Below are 18,347 nucleotides of genomic sequence, written 5' to 3' on the forward strand. Positions count from 1 at the left end.
TTAATTAATTTTTATAGGTCTAAATAAAGTATTTTAATATATAGTTTACGTCCGTCTTTTTCCCAGATATCAAACATCCCGTCTTTAGCGACCTTGGATCCTCTGGTATACTCTTTTCCGATATTCAGTATATTCAGAAGGATGTATTCATCCCCTACGGAATTCACCAGATAGGCTGTTTTTTCAGAGGCTCCGTCTCCTGAGTTCCTTATCGATTCGGTAAGCGAACGGAACTGGTTCAGGTGATGCATAAAATTGGTTCCGTCTTTCTGGGAGTCGTAAGCCCTGAGAAGTATAAGCAGAATATCCAGGTTGGTAGGATCTTTATCATAGAGAACTTTCCCTTGCTTGATACATTCTTCAAAATTACTTTCTTTAAAAGCGTCCGCCAGACTCTTGAAACCGTCGTCAAGTGTCGAAACTTTATCATCCCTGAAATTTCTGCCATAGTAAAGATACTGGGCTTCAATGCTGTCCAGGGATTTTGGATATCCTTTGTATTTAAAAATCAGTTTCTCGTAATTGTAGGGAGAATCTGATTTTTTGAGACTCTTTTCAATGTCTTTTAAATCAATCTTTGACTTCTGGCTGAATCCAAAAACTGAAAACAGAGCCAATAACAGGAAAAAGTGATATTTCATTAATCGTTGTTTTCTTCTTCCTCGTCGTTGTCGAAATATTCGAAAAGGAAATCATTGTATGGGAATCTGGAGATATGAATCTTCATCACCTCATCATAGATCATTTTCTTCATTTCCGGGAAGTTTTCTTTCGTTAAGGCAGAAATGAAAACAGTAGGATATTTAGATTTACCCATCCATGTTTTCGTCCATTCCTCCAGAGAAATATTCCTTTTTGTGGATGGTGTAAGATCATCTTCATCTTTTTTGTCGTAGCTGAAATCATCAATTTTATTGAAAACCATGATCATCGGTTTTTGATGAGCATTGATCTCCATTAAAGTATTATTAACAGATTCTACCTGATCTTCAAAGCTTTCATGAGAAATATCCACTACATGAATAAGAAGATCTGCCTCACGCACCTCATCCAAAGTAGATTTAAAAGATTCTACAAGCTGTGTCGGAAGTTTTCTGATGAATCCCACCGTATCTGTAAGCAAAAACGGTAAATTTCCAATCACCACTTTTCTTACTGTAGTATCCAGCGTCGCAAATAATTTGTTTTCTGCGAAAACGTCAGACTTGGAAAGCGCATTCATCAGTGTAGATTTCCCTACGTTGGTATACCCTACCAAAGCAGCACGCACCACTTTTCCGCGGTTATTACGCTGGGTAGCCATTTGCTTGTCAATGGTTTTCAGTTTATCTTTTAACAAGGTAATTCTATCGCGAATGATACGTCTATCGGTTTCAATCTCTGTTTCTCCGGGACCTCTCATCCCGATTCCCCCTTTCTGACGCTCAAGGTGAGTCCACATTCTTGTCAGACGAGGCAAAAGATACTGATACTGAGCTAATTCTACCTGGGTTCTTGCATAAGAAGTCTGCGCCCTCTGTGCAAAAATATCAAGGATAAGATTGGTTCTGTCCAGAATTTTTACTTCAATTTCCTTTTCAAGGTTTTTAAGCTGTGAAGGGGATAATTCATCATCAAAAATAATGGTTCCGATCTCGTTCTCCTTTACATATTCTTTGATTTCCTGTGCTTTTCCACTTCCAATAAAAGTTTTGGAATCCGGCTGAGTTAACTTTTGTGTAAAACGTTTTTGAACAGTTGCACCTGCTGTGAAGGCCAAAAACTCCAATTCATCCATATATTCCGTAAGCTTATCTTCATCCTGATTTTGGGTAATAACCCCCACCAAAATGGCTTTCTCGTAATTATGTTCTTTCTTATCTAGCATTAATTTCTTTCTATGTTTATGATTTTTACAAGTTACCATTTTTCATTAAAAAAAACAAAATCATTTTTTAATTCTCTTATATTTTAATGTTAATTTAAGGTTATAGTCATTTTATTCTATGAAAAATGAATAACTTTATGAAGCAGATTTCTAATCCATAAACATTAAAAATTATAAATCTTATAAAAAACTAACACCCAAATCATGATTGCCCATATTAAATGTATGATCATTGATGATGATGAGCTGGACAGACTGGTTCTTCAGCATCACATGAGACAATATGATAATATAGAGATTGTTGCGTCTTTTAATTCGGCGGAAAAAGCATTCCCCTATCTTGAATTCCCGATTGACCTTCTGATCTGTGAAACTAAGCTCGATGGCATGAGCGGTTTGGAATTCAGAAAACTGGCTCACAAGATTCCGGCCTGCATCTTTGTAAGTTCCCATCTGGAACTGGCAGCAGAAGCTTTTGAAATGGACGCCCTGGATTTTATCACCAAACCTTTGAAAACTGAACGATTTCACTACTCGATGCAGAAAGTCTTTAACTTTTTCGAAATGAAAGAAAAATGTGATTGTTTTGATGCTCTTCTTGGGGAAAACTGTATTAAAATAAAAGAAGGCGGCCATATTTTCCAGATCAAACTTACCGACATTCTTTATCTTGAAGCTCTAAAAGATTATACCCGCCTCGTTACCCATGATAAGAAACACTGCATCCTTGATTCCCTCGGAAACCTCCTGCATAAAAGCTTCTTCGACTCCTTCGTAAGGATACACCGCAGCTATGCCGTACCGCGTCATTTTATCCGCGGAAAAAACAGTCATGAGATAGAACTCATTCATCAAATCAAGCTTCCCATTGGCAGAACCTACAAAGAGAGCTTATCTTTCCTTGATCCCTGAAAATTATTGAGTACCAACATTTTGGCGATAAAATGCTGTTGGTCGATTTTTTTAACCGTTAGTCTATTTTCCTCCGATCCGGTTGGGATATGTGGTAATTTAGTGTTCACAAATTTTCTTTTGAAAACTTGCATAACCCATTAATAACCATAAAACTATTTTACATGAAAAGAACATCTATTCACTGCTTCTTTCTCATTCTGTTTACCTTTTCCGTCAGTATTCTGAACGCCCAGTCGACAGTTCTGGCAACAGGAACAAATGCATCAGGAAGCAACGGCTCGGTTTCTTACAGTGTCGGCCAAACAACTTATCTATACAAGGGAGCAGGCTCCCAAATATTGGAAGGCGTACAACAGGCCTACGAAATCACAACACTTTCTGCCAGTGAAACCGTATCAAAGCAAGAAGGCATCTTACTCTACCCTAACCCTGTCAGAGATTATCTGTACATAGATTTTACTTCTGCGCCACACAAAGGATCAGAATACCAACTATTTGACGCTCAGGGTAAAATAATCAAAAAAGACGTGATATCACAGTCAAAGTCTGAACTCGATCTTTCCTCTCTTCCTTCTGCGGTGTACATCCTAAGAATTAATCAGAATGGAGAAAACCTAAAAACATTTAAAGTCATAAAAAAATAACGCCATGAAAAAAATATTACTAACGCTGGGGATCATGCTTGGTCTATTTATGGGACACGCACAGGCTCCGGAAAAAATGAGCTATCAGGCAGTCATGAGAAACGGTACCGGCCAACTCCTAACCAATCAAAGCATTGCCGTCAAAGTAAGCGTATTACAGGGCTCTCCCGCGGGAACACTGGTTTACTCAGAACGATTGACCGGAAGTACGAACGCCAACGGACTTATCAGCATGGAAATAGGAACAGGAACAGTGCTTTCCGGAACATTTTCTACCATTAACTGGCCTTCGGGAAGTTATTATTTAAAAACCGAGACCGACCCTGCTGGTGGTACGAACTACACCATAGCAGGAACGAGTCAATTGTTAAGTGTCCCTTATGCCATGTACGCTAAATCTGCAGGGGGAACGGGGGGAACTTTTGCGATTCCTTATACCAATACAGTAAATAATGCATCCACTCTATTTTCATTGGTCAATGATGGGGATGGAACGCCTTTGGAAGGGGTTAACAATACAGCCAGCTCAAGCATTGCCTCCGTCCGTGGAATAGTAAGTAATGTAGCACCCGGAGGATTTTCAAGTGGTGTCCGCGGTATCAATAACGGAACCGGAGGACTCGGAATAGGCATTTGGGGAAGCCAGGCAGGAAGTGGATGGGGCGTTTATGGAGTTACCCCTGCCGGTCTTGGAGTTTACGGGAATTCATCGGGTGCAGGAACCGGGGTTTATGCGAACAGTAATACAGGAACGGGTCTTACTGCTACCAGTACTAATGGTATTGCAGCAAGTTTATCTCTCTTGAACAATGCCAACAACAGCAATGTTCTTAATGCCAATACTCTTGGAAACGGAACTGTTATCAATGTTTCCTCTTCCGGAAGCGGTGCCGGTGTACTCAGTTCAACAGGAAGCGGTTTTGCAGTACAGGGTATTACCAGCGCACAAACCTCCGCAGGTATCATAGGAGATAACAACGGAGCCGGTGAAGCAGTCGTCGGGAGAACAACCAGTGATATTGCCGGGGCTGTAGTGGGCAGAAACGATGGTGGAGGTTACGGTGTAAGAGGTTTTGTATCCACGAATACTACGGGAACTTCGGTAGGGGTTTTCGGACAGGTTGGCCTTAATAGTGGAAAAGGACGTGCAGGAAGATTTCAAAACTTAAATTCCAATAATGACAGAAATGCTTTTGAAGTGGAAACCAACGGTGCAGGGAATATTCCTGATAATACACAAGGTAATGCATCATCATTTCTTGTGAACAATACAAACAGTGTAGGAGCCGCAGTAAGAGGTGAAGTGAATACCATTTTCGGAAACTTTGGTGCTGCAGGTATTTTTGGGGTTTCGTCAGGGACAGGAGGACGTGCAGGATTATTCTATGCATCCAATCCTTCCGGAAACGGAGCTGCATTAATTGCTTTAACCGATGGAAATGGAAATGCCATCACCGCTAACGCGGGTAAAGATGGAAATGGTGTAGAAACCAATATCGACGGGGCAGGAAACGCTTTGTATGCATGGGTTCCTACCTTTGCAACAGGACGCGCAGGAAAATTCAACATCTTTAATGACACCAATACCAGCGATGTTATCACAGTCACCACAGTAGGTAACGGTACAGCCGGAAATTTTAAGGTTGACAGGGTATTAGGTACTTCTCCCGCTGTAAAAGGAGAAGTAAATTCACAATTTTCCAACTTTGGGACTGCTGGAATCTATGGTATTTCTTCAGGAACCGGTGGATTTGCCGGGTTATTCCATGCCAGTAACCCATCTGGAAACGGTCCAGCCCTGATTGCTATTGCTGATGGTAATGGTAACGGTGTAACAGCCAACGCTTCCAATAGCGGTGATGGTATAGAAACTACTGCCGACGGAACTGGAAATGCAATTTTTGCATGGACGCCTAATTTCAGTAACGGTAGGGCGGCAAGATTCGTTAATTTTAATACAGCCAATACTAATCCGGCTCTTACGGTAGAAACCCACAGCAGCGGGTCACTAGCTGTATTTAAATCCGGGAATCCGGGGACTGTAAATGTTGCAAGAATAGATGCTACAGGGCGCGGCTTTTTTAACGGAGGTACGCAGAGCAGCGGAGCCGATGTGGCAGAAGTATTTGATGTAGAGGGAAACATTTCTGAATATGAAACCGGAGACATTCTTGTGATCTCCACAGATTCGGACCGAACAGTCGAAAGATCTTCAAAACCCTATTCTACCCTTGTAGCGGGAGTATATGCTACCAAACCGGGAGTACTGCTTACCGAGGAGCATATAGATTCTGATATTTCCGGCAAAGTTCCTATGGGAGTGATCGGTGTTATCCCTACCAAAGTATGTCTGGAAGGCGGTAAAATTAAAAGAGGAGATCTTTTGGTAACCTCATCACAATCAGGAACTGCCATGAAAGCGAATCCTAAAAAAGTAAAAATAGGACAAGTGATCGGAAAAGCGCTTCAGGATTACAATCAGAATGAAACAGGCAAAATCCAAGTATTGGTAAACATTAAATAACCTATCATGAAATCACTATATATCTTTGTATTTTTAGCATTAAGCATTAGTATTTATGCTCAGGAAAATAAAAAAGCTCAGGAACCTGAGGATCAGGCACAAGTTGTAAAACAACTCAGAGAACATGAAGCTCAGGCGGCAAAAGCGGCTCAGGAAAATACTCCCAGGAAACAGGCGGCCACTGTTTTGGCTTCAGATCAAGGTCTTGAGGTGAAAAAACAGGACACCAAAACTCCGGTTTCTGGTTCAACTAATAATTCAGGAAAATTGCTGCCCAATACGGCTAGTATCGAGGAAATAAAGGCCTCTATTCCCAACAGACAGGCTTCCCGATCTACTACAGCGAATTCTAGGAACACAAATAACAACGTCGTAGGTCTGCCCAACACAGCGACCTTAGAAGAAATAAAGAAAACGATTCCAAAAAACTGATAACCAAACAGATTTCAAAAGAAAGTCCGCTCAACGCGGACTTTTTGTATTTTTAAATAGGATTGCTTAACAATTGTAAGCTCTATAGGCATTATTTCAAGTCTATTAAAAGGACCTAGTCCCAGTCTGCTGCAACAAATTTCATAGAATTCCCATTATCATCAGATAAAGTAAGGAAATGCCCTTCGATGGAATAGTTAGTCATTTTATCAAATTTTTGACCGAAAGCGGTTTCCAGTTCCATATTCTGGCAAACTTTCAATGTACTCCCTACTCCCGATATTTTCACTTTTCCCCCGCTTTTAAATTCAGAATTAAAGAAGATATTATTGCATCCCATACTGGCTCTACCTTTTATTCTTCCTTTCTCCATTACACCTGTCAGATTGACCTCTGCTTTATTTTTAATGAGTTCTTGTTTGGAGAAATTCCCAAAAGAAATGAGCATCCACTGTCTTTGAAGGTTCGGATTTTTTTCCGGAACTGAAGAGCAACTGGCAACTGCTCCTAATAGCAAAACAGCAAAAAATGATATAAGTATTCTTTTCATGTGGATTATCCTTCCATTTTCATACCATTCCGGGACAGAATATCGTAAAAATTAGTAAATTAGCGACACAAAAATTATTTTATAAAATGAAAAGACTATTTCTACTGTTCACTTTCTTATTGGGCTTTGCTCAGATGAGGGCGGATGAGGGGATGTGGCTGTTAATGCTCATCAAAAGACTTAACGGGGTCGACATGCAAAAAGAAGGATTGCATTTGACACCTGAAGAAATTTATTCGGTCAACAATTCAAGCTTAAAAGATGCTATCGTAAGCTTCGGAGGCTTCTGTACCGGGGAAATTGTTTCTGACAAAGGACTTATTTTCACGAACCACCACTGCGGTTACGGTGCTGTTGCTGCCGCTTCTACTCCGGAAAAAGATTATCTGAAGAACGGATTCTGGGCTATGAAGCAGAAGGATGAATTTAATGCAAAAGATCTTTATGTAAGATTTTTGGTTAGAATGGATGATGCTTCGCAGAGAATCAATTCTAAGCTAAACAACAATATGACCGGAGCAGAGAGAAAAGCAGTTATTGATGCTGAAACTAAAGCAATCCAGGCTGAAAACTCTGAAAACGGAAAATATACGGTAGTGGTAAAAGATTTCTTTAACGGAAATGAATTTTACTATTTCGTATACCAGGATTACAAAGACATCAGATTGGTAGGGGCACCCCCTTCATCATTAGGTAAATTCGGAGGTGATACAGACAACTGGGAATGGCCAAGACATACGGCTGATTTCACTGTATTCAGAGTATATGGAGATGCGGCAGGAAACCCTGCAGAATTTGCGCCAAGCAATGTTCCATTGAAGCCTAAACACTTCCTTCCGGTTTCTCTTAAAGGGATCAAGCCTGGAGATTTCTCTATGATCTTAGGATATCCTGGAAGAACTAACCGTTACCTTACTTCTTATGGTATCCAGCAGATGGTGAACAAGGACTATCCGGCCTGGGTAGAAGCTTCAAAACTGGCTATGGATGTTATGAAAAAGTATATGAACAAAGACAAAGCGACTCAGCTTAACTATGCGTCTCAATATGCTTCTGTAGCCAACTACTGGAAAAACAGACAGGGAACTATCGATGCTGTAGACAAAAACGGAACGATCTCTGACAAACAAAAAATTGAAGATACCTACAGAAAATGGTCTGCAATGCCAGGTAACACAGCTTATGACGGTATTTTAGAAGATATTGAAGCTTATTACAAGCAGGTTTCTGAGAGAAATGTTGAAAGAAACTATACTTCACAGTTCTCAAGAAATGCAAAGTATATTACCCTTGCTTTACAGGTAGGATCTGTGCTGAAAGCTTATTCTGCTCAGGACATGCAGGGAAGATTAGCCATGAAGGCTAAAACTGAAGCTGCTCTTAAAGCTGCTTATGAAAATTTCAATCCATCTCTGGAAGGTGAAATGCTTGCTTCTATGACTGGTCTTTACCAGACGAGAGTAACTAATAAGGAAGTGGCTTCTGCTACTATTTTAGGATTAGATTCTAAAACCCTTTCAAACGTAGCTTATTCTTCAATCTTCGCGAATAAGACTTCTGCTACGAATTTCTTACTGAACCCGGATGCATTGAAGCTAGATGCTGACCCACTTTGGAAAATTGCCAACGGAATCGTTGCAGACCAAAAAATGAGCATGGAGAAATATGCGAAAGTAGATGACAACTTCAACAAAAATAACCGTCTTTTCTTAGCTGGACTCATGAAAGCTATGCCTGAGAAAAAATTCTATCCGGATGCTAACTCTACGATGAGATTAACATACGGAACTGTAGATAAACTTCCGGTTAGAAATGACAGAAACTACTTCGGTGTTACTGATAACTATTATACAGACATGACAGGTCTTGTAGGAAAATACAAGAAAGGTGACGAAGAATTCGATCTTCCACAGAGAGTGATCGACCTTTATAACCTTAAAGATTTCGGACAGTATGCTGATGCTGCAGGATATATGCCTGTTAACTTCCTTTCTAACAATGATATTACTGGTGGCAACTCTGGTTCTCCGGTAATTGACGGAGATGGAAACCTTATTGGTATTGCATTCGACGGAAACAGCGAAGCATTAAGCGGTGATATCGTATTTGAACAGGACTGGCAGAAAACGATCAACGTAGATGTACGTTTCGTTCTTTGGACTATTGACAAATATGCCGGGGCAAGAAGACTGATCGACGAATTAAAGCTTGTAAGAGGAGAAAACACACCTCCTGATACAAAAACTAAAAATTCAGGAACAACTCAACTGCCTAAGAAAACAAAAAGTAAAAAATAATCTTTTCTGATCTATTTTTTAAAACCGTGAATTTAGGTTCACGGTTTTTTTTATTTAATGCTTTTCTAGTTTCATCGTTTCAATTTTTATAATGCAGGAATTCCAAAATATTTCAAATAAGAATTTAAACAAATGTATAAAGAGTTGAAAATTTAGGAATTATACATTCCAAAACCCACGGTCTAAACTTCTGTACTGTATGGCTTCCGAAATATGCTGGGAAAGTATAGGTACAGATCCTTCGAGATCGGCTGCTGTTCTTGCTACTTTCAGGATACGGTCGTAAGCTCTGGCTGAAAGATTCAGCTTCTCCATAGCCTGTTTGATAAGGTTAAATGACACTTCATCGAGGCTGCAGAATGCTTCGATTTCTTTAGGCCCCATTTGTGCATTATAACTGATTGCAAGGTTTTTGTATCTATCATTCTGAATACTGCGTGCCTTCAGTACGCGTTCCCTGATCTCCACACTTTTCTCCCCTTTCCTTTTTTCGGTTAACTGTTCGAATTCCACTTTCTGTACTTCAATATGAATATCGATCCTGTCCAGCAAAGGACCCGAAAGTTTACTCATATAACGCTGCATTTCATAAACGGATGAGGTATTCCCCGGATCGTCCGGAAAAAAACCGCTCGGGCTGGGATTCATAGAGGCTACCAACATGAAGCTTGCAGGATAGTTTACGGTAAATCTGGCTCTGGAAATTGTGACTTCCCGGTCTTCAAGAGGCTGTCTCATGACTTCTAAAACCGTTCTCTTAAACTCGGGCATTTCATCCAGAAACAAAACACCGTTGTGGGCAAGAGAGATTTCTCCGGGTTGGGGATAACTTCCGCCACCTACCAATGCAACATCTGTTGTTTTCTTAAATGAGGGGGCATTATTATTTAAACAAAAAAAAGAGCCACTTCATAAAATGGCTCTTTCATCTACTCTAAATTGTTCTTTCCATATAGTAGAACATTAGAAATTAGATATCGTAACTTAAATTTTAAATCAAAATCCATATCAATAACTTCTGCCCTCCCACACATATCTAAAAGCTTTGCCAAATTATCAACACTTTGTACTGCACTTCTCTTAAACAAATCCTTGAGCTCTCTAACATTCTTGAAGGGACTATTATTCGTAACTAATCTTTCTTCTATTTTTGCCCTTAGCTCGTCATAATTCTTAGTTTTATAAAACCCTTTAAAGGTTGTAACAAATTCATCGGTTGAATAAATAACCTCACTCATAGAATCTATAGTTGTTAATACAGTCCCAATTGATGTACCATGTGAAACTGAAGTCTTAGTAGTTACATCTTCTTTTATTTTAGGGAATATATAAATATCTCTTTCAGTGCTTTGTAAAGGTGTAATTTTTAGGGTTTGAGTAAAAGACAGAGATTTGTTACCTAAATCATTATTACGAATACTTATCGAAGAAGAAATGTGACTTTCGATTTCTTCAACATAGACAGAATCATTTGCAGAAACTATAATATCAATCTTTGACTCGTTCAGAGACAAAGATGTAATTGAAAAATTTAAACCTTTATCGTTTTGCATAGCTTTATGTAAAGCTAACATTGCCACAACAAATGAAAATGCAACACCATACTCATTGTATAGGTCAGAAGTGATGCTTCGGAGATACATATTATTGGACTCTTTAACAAACCTATAGTTTCTTCTTTTGTTTAATTTTTCATTAATAGAAAACTCAGCTTCCCAAGATTTATTTAGGTTTTGCAAAGGTCTTGTAAAGCCATTCTTTTTTAAGTAATTTATATGTTTTGATAGCTCTCTATCCTTATAAAACATATTAACTGAATCATATTCTGCTTTTGCAATAATTTGAGATAGCACTTCTCCTTCATTATTGAAAGGTTCATCAATAATAAAATACATTTCATTCTGTTTTGTAGTCTCATTGTGTTCAATATAAGTATTTACATTTTTGCTAAAGGCATAGTAATTTACATACTCAAATTTTTCAGTGATGTATTTAACATAATCGTAAGCTATGTCAACGTTTCCAATTAAGATGTAATTATCCCGTGACTCTTCCAATCCAAAATGTTTTCTTATATCTTGATGGTAAGAAGCATCCGTTACTAATTCAAGGAGTTTACTAATCTTTAGTTTACCTTCTTTGTTGTGCCCCTTTATGTCTGGCACAAATACTTGTTTAAATTTTTCGTTAAAAATTTCTTTTGTCATTGTTTATAATTTTAAATCGTTAATAAAAAATGCACTTTTTATGGAAAAGTGCAAAACCCCCTAATTTCTACTTTTTCTTCTCTCTTTGGCTCAAAGCACTTGCTGCAACAGATTTTGTTGCTTTAGAATACTTTGGACTTTTGAGAATTTTAGAAGCTGTAGAAGCAATTGATTTGCTTGTTGCTTTCTTTGCCATTATTCACTGTTTTAGTGGTATACCTTATATTACTGACAAGGATATATCAGTGAAGTTAGGGGTCATGCTTTTGACTCTGGAAAAATTTAACATTATTTAAACACTATTTAAACACCGTTTAAATGCTATTTAAACAAATTATTATTATCTTTGCAAAACAAAAGCAGGTTATCATGATAACTTCAAATCATGACTAACTCTTTGTAAAAACCTCAAGAAGTCCCACCCTGAGAAAGTTTGGACTTCTTTTTTTTATATGTAATTTTATTTAGTTATTACTCTCTTTATCATTTTCATAATCTTTTTATCCTCTGTTTTAAATAAATCAAAAATTGTAGTATCCTTTGACCTATAATCAATATTTAAATCATCTTCCAATAGTGCTTTTGCAGATACATAATAGTAGTCTCCTGCCTTAGCAACATTATAAGTTTCATCATCCTTCTCTTTTGAGACAATTATAAACAAGTCTCTTTCTTCATTCATCCCGAACTTACAAAATTTATTAGTTTCCAATTCTAACTGCTCCATGGCTCCCTTAGAGAATCCTAATTTCCCAGTCTTGTGTACTGTTATTTTAGAAACCAAAGCAGATTCTTTAGGTTTTAATATTTTAAGTTCCATAACAATCTCTTTATTGTCTACAAAAGTATAACTCTATTTTTAATTGTGCAAGCTTTTAACACGTTCGTTTGGATTTTTTTAAAATTTATTTTGCTTTTACGTTTTCCCGTAACTCTAACTCCTTTTTAAAATGATTCATTCATTCGTTTTAATGCTCCTATTGTTGCTTGTGTTGTTGTTGCTGTTGTTGTGTGTTTTTTTATAGTGCTTGTTCAACATGACTCTTCACCTGTATTTGTTTATTATTCACCCTCTATTACTATTCCCTAATGTTGCTCCTACGGTTACTTTAAATAAAACAATCTATTATAAACTGTATGTATATCACAGTCTTCACCATACACAAAACATCCCCTCCCCTTTAAAGTCTTTTTTGTCATACCCCCCATGTAATAACAATGGTCATTTTCAAGTTTAGAAGTATTATAAAAATTATGGACTCTTTAAGAAATTTTTCACATGTATAGTAAATTTAGACTAAAGTCTAAACCTGATACAAAAAAGATTTGTTAAAAAGATGATATAAAAGTTTAAAGATGTACTAAAAACACTCATTCTAAATTTGGTACATTTAGAAAAATGTTGTACATTTGAATTAATAAAAAAAAGCCTTGGTGTGGTGGTACACAACAAGGCAAATCAATAAATTTTAACTCTTACTTAAAATTATCGACTATGGCAAATTTACAAAATTGTCTTGACAACTGCTCACTTTACTGTGGCACTTATGCAAAGTACAACAATGGGAGCATCTTTGGAGAGTGGCTCAACCTTTCAGATTATTTAGATTACAACGAACTTTACGAGGCTATGAGAGAACTTCATAACGATGAAGAAGACCCCGAATTTATGTTTCAGGATTATGAAGCCCCAAAATTCTTTATCAACCAGGGGTTAATAAGTGAATGTCACATTTCAAAGGACATTTACGAGATTGCAGAGAAAATCAACGATTCAAGCTTAGAATTTGAAATCATTGAAGCTTATGTAGATTGCATTGGGAACTATTGTAAAGACACAGAAGAGCTTTTAGAAAGAGTTTTAGATTCTTATTCTGGTGAATTTAATTCAGATGAAGACTTTGTACAGGATATGTTAGAACAGGATGGTAGTATCCCCGAAAATCTTCCTTCTTACATCTTCATAGACTGGGAAAGAACAGCACATAATTTCATGTATGACTACTCAGCCTCAAACGGATATTATTTTAGAAATTAACAACCTTGCACCCTGTCATTCAGGGTGCTTTATACCATAATCAAATGAAAGCAAGATATATAAGAGTCTCTACTGGAAACCAAAACACAGAAAGACAATTACAGAAGAGCCACCCCAATGAAAAGCTTTACATTGACATCATTAGTGGGGCTATACCCTTCAACAAAAGACCAGAGGGAAAAAAGATGCTTGAAGACATCGAAACTGGTTTAATAAATTATGTAAATGTCCATTCAATAGATAGATTAGGTAGAAATTTATTTGACATTTTAGCTACTTTAGAGCTTCTAAATGAGAAAAAAATTACTTTGGAAGTTGATAATCTTGGATTGAAAAGTTTAGTTAATGATAAACCTAATTCAGCATTTAAATTGATTATTTCAGTGATGGCTAACATAGCTGAAATGGAACGAGAAACCCTGCTGGAAAGGCAACGAGAGGGAATAAATATTGCCATTGCAAAAGGTGTTTATAAAGGGAGGATTAAAGGCACTGTTGAGAGTAATGAACAGGTTTTAGATAAGTATAAAGAGGTTGTAAAGTATCTAAAGAAAGGACACTCTATGAGAGATACTGCCAAGCTATGCAATGTTAGTTTAGGAACCGTTCAAAAGGTAAAACAGATTTTAAATAAAACTAATGACTAAAAATACAGTACCCGAAGCACTATCTAATAATGATTTGATGGTTTTGATTCCTGCAACTATTGATATTGAAGAGCTTTCTAATTCAATAACATCTACAAATCCCGAGATTGATTTTAATAAACTTCTGTCACTCATAAGTTTAATCATCACAAAATTATCATCTTACAATTATAAAGAGGAAAGGTACAAGACATCAAAAAAGGCAAATATTCATAGTGATAAACTAAAAGAATGCTGTGGAAACAAATATAGAGATTATATTGATTTTTTATTTGACTCTAACATTCTATCAACACGAAGTCCATATAGCAAAGAGGTTAAGGGGCAAACTTTCGGTTATGGATTTAATAATTCTCATGCATTCAGAAGGCTACAGTTGTTTAAGTTAACGAACTCAAAACCTATATTTTATAAAACAAAATTTAGTGGCTCTTATGTAGAAAAGTATGAGAAAATCTTGTATAAACTCTTTGATAGAACTAAGTTTTCCATAGATTTTAATCTTGCAGAGGAAAAGTTATTTTACAAATATTTGGAAAACGTTGTTTTTCCATTTGAATCAAACTATACAGTTGAATGGCATAAGTATTCAGCTTATCATGGTGGTTTAAAGCAATTGGTAAAGTTTCTTAATGGTGAATATTCATTTTCCCGAAAAACAAAGCAATCAACAAGAAAACCATCTGGCAGATTTTATTCTCCTTTAACTTCTTTAAATAAAGTTACCCGTAACTTACTTTATTACGAAGGAAAAAAGTTACAGCAGTTGGATGTAAAAAATATGTTTCCCTATTTGTTATCACAGTATTTAAAGGAAACAGCCTCTTTAGATTCACAAAGAGTTAAAAGGCTTCAAAATTGCCCAGCATTCAAAGCTAAATATCAATTAAACACTACTCGGTACACATCTAGAGAGTATCTTTCTAACCACTGGTTAGAACAGTACCTCTCAGAAAAGTATGGAACTTTACTTTTACCTAAATCAATGTCAGGGGTAACAAACGGGAGGTTGACTCAGCAAGGTATTAACAAAAACTTTTTATTAGATAAACCTAAAAATTTGTTTCAGGATAGTGGTAGCCACTTCCAGCATTCTTATAAAAAGTTTTATTCCCCCTTTCTTCACAACTTACCAAGGGGAAATTGGAATCAAAGTATTAATAAACCAACTCAAGGGTCTTGGAAACCGAAAAGTGAACAAGAAACACAAACGGATACCTATCCCAATGGTTACAGTCAAATTAAGGGGGTGTATGATAATTCCCATTTGGCTACACTTTATACTGAAATCTATAAAGGTTCAAACGTTTCAGGTAGGTTTAATCATGTATCAGTGGAGTACTCTAACTATATCTCGACCAAAATCACTGAAACCCTCATGAATAAAGAGATTTTCAAGTTCAACACACTCTCCACTGAGGGAGTTATTTATGACCATTTTATAGAACTTTTTAAAGCCAAATTTACTTTAATAGAATGGGGTATATACTATCAAAACCTGATTAATGATGATTACAAGTACCTGTATGAACAAGATAGAGAGTTAGCAAAAAAACTTTTCATTTCTATGCTGTATGCACAAAACAATCATTACATAGAAGAGCAGGAAGTTTTTAAATCAGAATTCCCAATCCTGTATGATTTAATACGGGAGAGGAAAAAAGGGAATCACAAAGTTATTACTCACGAATTATTTGATTTAGAGGCTGAACTCATCGTTGATACAGTTGCAAGGAACTTGATAAAGAAACAAATTCCAACCTTCACCATACATGACTGTATTGCTATACAAGAACAAAACATTAAAGTCTCAGAAACAAAACTGAAAGATGCATTTATTTCAAGGTTCGGGAATTGCCCCCAAATTAAGTTGGAATAATTTATGTTACTGAACAGTAAAGGTGTTTATCATTCTGAAACAAAAAGTTATTTTACAAGAAATAGAATTGAAGGATTCAGTTTGAATTAATATCTTTGCTACCTACTTTAACGAAAAAATAAAAGTGTAAACTTTTGCTTTTGTCTTGTGAATCGGCAAAATTCAACCTTATCACAAAATGCAAATAGTTTAGCACACTTGTCATGTCATATGGCAAGTGGCTATCCTGTTTTATGTGATATGGCTTTGCCGAGCCAACAAGACTAGAGCATGTGAGAACCCACTTGCTTTTTTTGTGCCTTTACGGTAACCCGTAGTTGTTTAGGATTATTAAAAATTAATTTTAAAATCAATTAAAACTATTTGATATGAAACATTTATTTCTTGCAGTCATAATGGCTGTTTCTTTCGTTAGCTGTTCTGGAAACGATGACAACACAGCACCAGAACAAACAAATCCAGTTGCCACCCAATATTTCCACCCTCCTGCATGGATTCAAGGCAGTTGGAAAATCTCAGGGAGCAATTCTGCTTACTTTAAATTTACTAATGATGACTTTATTTTAGTTAGTCCTTATACAAGCTGGAAGAGTGTATTGCAACAAACAGCCCCTACTGGACAAATAGCAAAGGTAAATGAAGATATTTCAGACCTTTATTATCAGTTTACAATCATTGCTGGAAACTCTGGGGGAATGTACAAGTTCAAACGAATCAGTCCAACTCGTATTCAATGGATAAACAACACACCTCTTGAGGTGTTTTTGGATAAGGAATAAATAATTTTAAGATTAAATAATATGAAAAAAATATTACTTCCCTTAGTTTTGTTTGTAGTCCTCACCAAAGCCCAAACACAACAAGATTATTACAATGCTTCTCCCTCTGGAATAGACCCTGTAATTGGAATGAAAGAGACTCAAAGTGAGAGTGTAAGAGCTGTTGATGAGATTTTGAAAAACAATAAACCGAGTAAAATTGGGCAAAAGTTAGAAAAGTCTCAGGAAATGGTTGAAAACCTTGAAGTAGCAAAGTTTGAAGATGTTTACCACCCTGCAACACCTCCTGAAAACAGAACCTACAACCAATCTGATAAAGTACAGCCCAACAATCAAAATAGTGAAGTTGACCCATTTAGCTCTCCAGATGATAGTAGACCTTCTTTTAAGGGTGAAAGAATTGAGGTAGACCGGTATTACAACCAGCAAAAAGATGGGTCATACATCAGAAAAGATTTAGATACATCAAAGAAAGGCAATGATAATACAGTTTTGATTGTGGTTATCTTAATTGTTGGTGCTGGAATTATCGGTGCATTAGTTACCAATAGCCAGAAAAACACAAACAACAGCCATGACAGGGAATAGATTTTATGATAAACTTCACGGTTGGTTGCTTCCAATAGATGAACACGAAAGGGACATTTTACCCGTTTCATCGTATCATTATTACAGTCCTTCACCTTTTCAAAAGGTGATGTTAGATTATTTGGCTTGGAACGGAGTTGATAAAAAGGGAAACGTGACCAATAAAAAGGTTTATCCAACCCTTGCTGAAATTCAGGAAAACCGAACAGCACTTAGAGAATGTGGTTTTGCAAACGGTGAGTATATTGAAAAACTTATAGTTTCTGAGTTTCTGGAAATGAAAGTAAATATTCCAGATTTGAATCCAGTAATGTTTGCAAATTTTTATGAAGAGCAGTATCACAATATTAAACTAGCCAGATTTGCCACTTTAGGGGCTCAAAAATCGAATAAAATCACGAAGGAATACTATGACACCACAAGAGGTTTTTTAATTGAAATTCAGGACTATTTAGAAGCTCTTGATTTAAGAACCCGAATTGAGTGTAATTTTACTGAATGTGAAAATTGGAATAACTTTTCCAGAGTTGAGGAATTCGTAACTCCTTTTGCAAAGATAGCTTTAAAATGTGATACGTTAGGCAGGTTCAGCTTCAATTATTTCATCAATCCTCATCTCAAAGAACTTGTGGGTGAATCTTTGGGAGATGCCGTTGAAAAACATTTTGATGAGTTGGGTAATTTTGAAATGAAAGACTTTGTAAAAATGATTCCTTTGGAGAGGAGATATGATAGATACTTTGAGGAGTTGTTGAGATTTACAAAGATATACCCACATTACAAAGCTGTCATTACAGATAAAAATTCTTTATAAATCTCAACAAGCATAGACCTTATACGAGGTTTTAGAGCAAGTAATTCCCTCTAAATTTCAGAGGGAATTTTCGTTGCTATACATAGTGTAAACACTTATGTGCCATATTTTATATATTAAAATATTGATAATCAAATGTTTATAAAAAACAAATGGCAGATTGAGA

17 protein-coding genes and 1 pseudogene are annotated in these 18,347 nt (G+C 36.6%); 12 read left to right on the forward strand and 6 right to left on the reverse strand.

The window, feature by feature from the left end; all coding sequences use genetic code 11:
* Positions 1-11 precede the first annotated feature (11 nt).
* Together NZD88_RS13595 and hflX are read right to left on the reverse strand one after the other, a co-directional pair.
* Complete coding sequence (locus tag NZD88_RS13595) at positions 12-641, reverse strand: DUF4919 domain-containing protein (RefSeq protein ID WP_259829864.1); 630 nt, start codon at positions 639-641, stop codon at positions 12-14.
* Positions 641-1,867 carry a GTPase HflX gene (hflX, locus tag NZD88_RS13600; protein WP_259829866.1) on the reverse strand — a complete coding sequence of 409 codons (1,227 nt, stop codon included), beginning with the start codon at positions 1,865-1,867 and terminating at the stop codon, positions 641-643. Before hflX ends, NZD88_RS13595 begins: the two co-directional genes overlap by 1 nt.
* A gap of 204 nt (positions 1,868-2,071) precedes the next feature.
* Here hflX and NZD88_RS13605 point away from each other — a divergent pair, with 204 nt between their 5' ends.
* The 4 genes from NZD88_RS13605 (at position 2,072) to NZD88_RS13620 (ending at position 6,382) form a co-directional block, all read left to right on the forward strand.
* Positions 2,072-2,779 (forward strand): LytR/AlgR family response regulator transcription factor, encoded by a 708-nt coding sequence (locus NZD88_RS13605; RefSeq protein ID WP_259829868.1) that lies wholly within the window; start codon positions 2,072-2,074, stop codon positions 2,777-2,779.
* Positions 2,780-2,943: 164 nt separating this feature from the next.
* Entirely contained in the window at positions 2,944-3,426 is a 483-nt protein-coding gene (locus NZD88_RS13610; protein WP_259829870.1) for a T9SS type A sorting domain-containing protein, read from the forward strand.
* A gap of 4 nt (positions 3,427-3,430) precedes the next feature.
* Positions 3,431-5,950: a beta strand repeat-containing protein gene (locus NZD88_RS13615; protein WP_259829872.1), complete on the forward strand. Its 2,520-nt coding sequence runs from the start codon at positions 3,431-3,433 to the stop codon at positions 5,948-5,950.
* Positions 5,951-5,956: 6 nt separating this feature from the next.
* Positions 5,957-6,382 (forward strand): hypothetical protein, encoded by a 426-nt coding sequence (locus tag NZD88_RS13620; RefSeq protein WP_259829874.1) that lies wholly within the window; start codon positions 5,957-5,959, stop codon positions 6,380-6,382.
* A gap of 115 nt (positions 6,383-6,497) precedes the next feature.
* Here NZD88_RS13620 and NZD88_RS13625 read toward each other — a convergent pair whose 3' ends face one another.
* Positions 6,498-6,932 carry an META domain-containing protein gene (locus NZD88_RS13625; RefSeq protein ID WP_259829876.1) on the reverse strand — a complete coding sequence of 145 codons (435 nt, stop codon included), beginning with the start codon at positions 6,930-6,932 and terminating at the stop codon, positions 6,498-6,500.
* A gap of 86 nt (positions 6,933-7,018) precedes the next feature.
* Here NZD88_RS13625 and NZD88_RS13630 point away from each other — a divergent pair, with 86 nt between their 5' ends.
* Positions 7,019-9,229 carry a S46 family peptidase gene (locus tag NZD88_RS13630; protein ID WP_259829878.1) on the forward strand — a complete coding sequence of 737 codons (2,211 nt, stop codon included), beginning with the start codon at positions 7,019-7,021 and terminating at the stop codon, positions 9,227-9,229.
* 159 nt (positions 9,230-9,388) lie between these two features.
* On the opposite strand, the pseudogene NZD88_RS13635 reads toward NZD88_RS13630, so the two are convergent.
* Both NZD88_RS13635 and NZD88_RS13640 read right to left on the reverse strand, forming a co-directional pair.
* A pseudogene (locus NZD88_RS13635) lies at positions 9,389-10,087 on the reverse strand (YifB family Mg chelatase-like AAA ATPase); the annotation flags it as partial.
* Between the two features lie 71 nt (positions 10,088-10,158).
* Entirely contained in the window at positions 10,159-11,436 is a 1,278-nt protein-coding gene (locus tag NZD88_RS13640) for a hypothetical protein (RefSeq protein WP_259829880.1), read from the reverse strand.
* A 29-nt stretch (positions 11,437-11,465) separates the two neighbouring features.
* Between NZD88_RS13640 and NZD88_RS13645 the strand changes: the two genes are divergently transcribed.
* Complete coding sequence (locus tag NZD88_RS13645; RefSeq protein WP_259829881.1) at positions 11,466-11,732, forward strand: hypothetical protein; 267 nt, start codon at positions 11,466-11,468, stop codon at positions 11,730-11,732.
* Between the two features lie 164 nt (positions 11,733-11,896).
* Here the strand turns inward: NZD88_RS13645 and NZD88_RS13650 are convergent, their stop codons facing one another.
* On the reverse strand, positions 11,897-12,256 hold the full coding sequence (locus tag NZD88_RS13650; RefSeq protein WP_259829882.1) for a hypothetical protein: 360 nt from the start codon (positions 12,254-12,256) through the stop codon (positions 11,897-11,899).
* A gap of 675 nt (positions 12,257-12,931) precedes the next feature.
* Between NZD88_RS13650 and NZD88_RS13655 the strand changes: the two genes are divergently transcribed.
* From NZD88_RS13655 to NZD88_RS13680, 6 genes are all read left to right on the forward strand, one after another.
* Positions 12,932-13,474 (forward strand): antirestriction protein ArdA, encoded by a 543-nt coding sequence (locus NZD88_RS13655; protein WP_259829883.1) that lies wholly within the window; start codon positions 12,932-12,934, stop codon positions 13,472-13,474.
* Between the two features lie 44 nt (positions 13,475-13,518).
* A complete protein-coding gene (locus NZD88_RS13660; RefSeq protein WP_259829885.1) occupies positions 13,519-14,121 on the forward strand; it encodes a recombinase family protein in 603 nt (200 codons plus the stop codon).
* Positions 14,114-16,000, forward strand: a complete 1,887-nt coding sequence (locus NZD88_RS13665) for a hypothetical protein (RefSeq protein ID WP_259829887.1) — start codon at positions 14,114-14,116, stop codon at positions 15,998-16,000. The genes NZD88_RS13660 and NZD88_RS13665 overlap by 8 nt, the downstream gene beginning before the upstream one ends.
* A gap of 368 nt (positions 16,001-16,368) precedes the next feature.
* Complete coding sequence (locus NZD88_RS13670; protein ID WP_259829889.1) at positions 16,369-16,779, forward strand: hypothetical protein; 411 nt, start codon at positions 16,369-16,371, stop codon at positions 16,777-16,779.
* Positions 16,780-16,800: 21 nt separating this feature from the next.
* The gene (locus NZD88_RS13675; RefSeq protein WP_259829891.1) at positions 16,801-17,367 is read left to right on the forward strand and encodes a hypothetical protein; all 567 of its coding nucleotides are present in this window, start codon (positions 16,801-16,803) and stop codon (positions 17,365-17,367) included.
* On the forward strand, positions 17,354-18,181 hold the full coding sequence (locus NZD88_RS13680) for a hypothetical protein (RefSeq protein ID WP_259829892.1): 828 nt from the start codon (positions 17,354-17,356) through the stop codon (positions 18,179-18,181). Before NZD88_RS13675 ends, NZD88_RS13680 begins: the two co-directional genes overlap by 14 nt.
* Positions 18,182-18,347 lie beyond the last annotated feature (166 nt).

It is taken from the genome of Chryseobacterium pyrolae (genome assembly GCF_025153485.1).
Taxonomy (GTDB): Bacteria; Bacteroidota; Bacteroidia; order Flavobacteriales; family Weeksellaceae; genus Chryseobacterium; species Chryseobacterium antibioticum.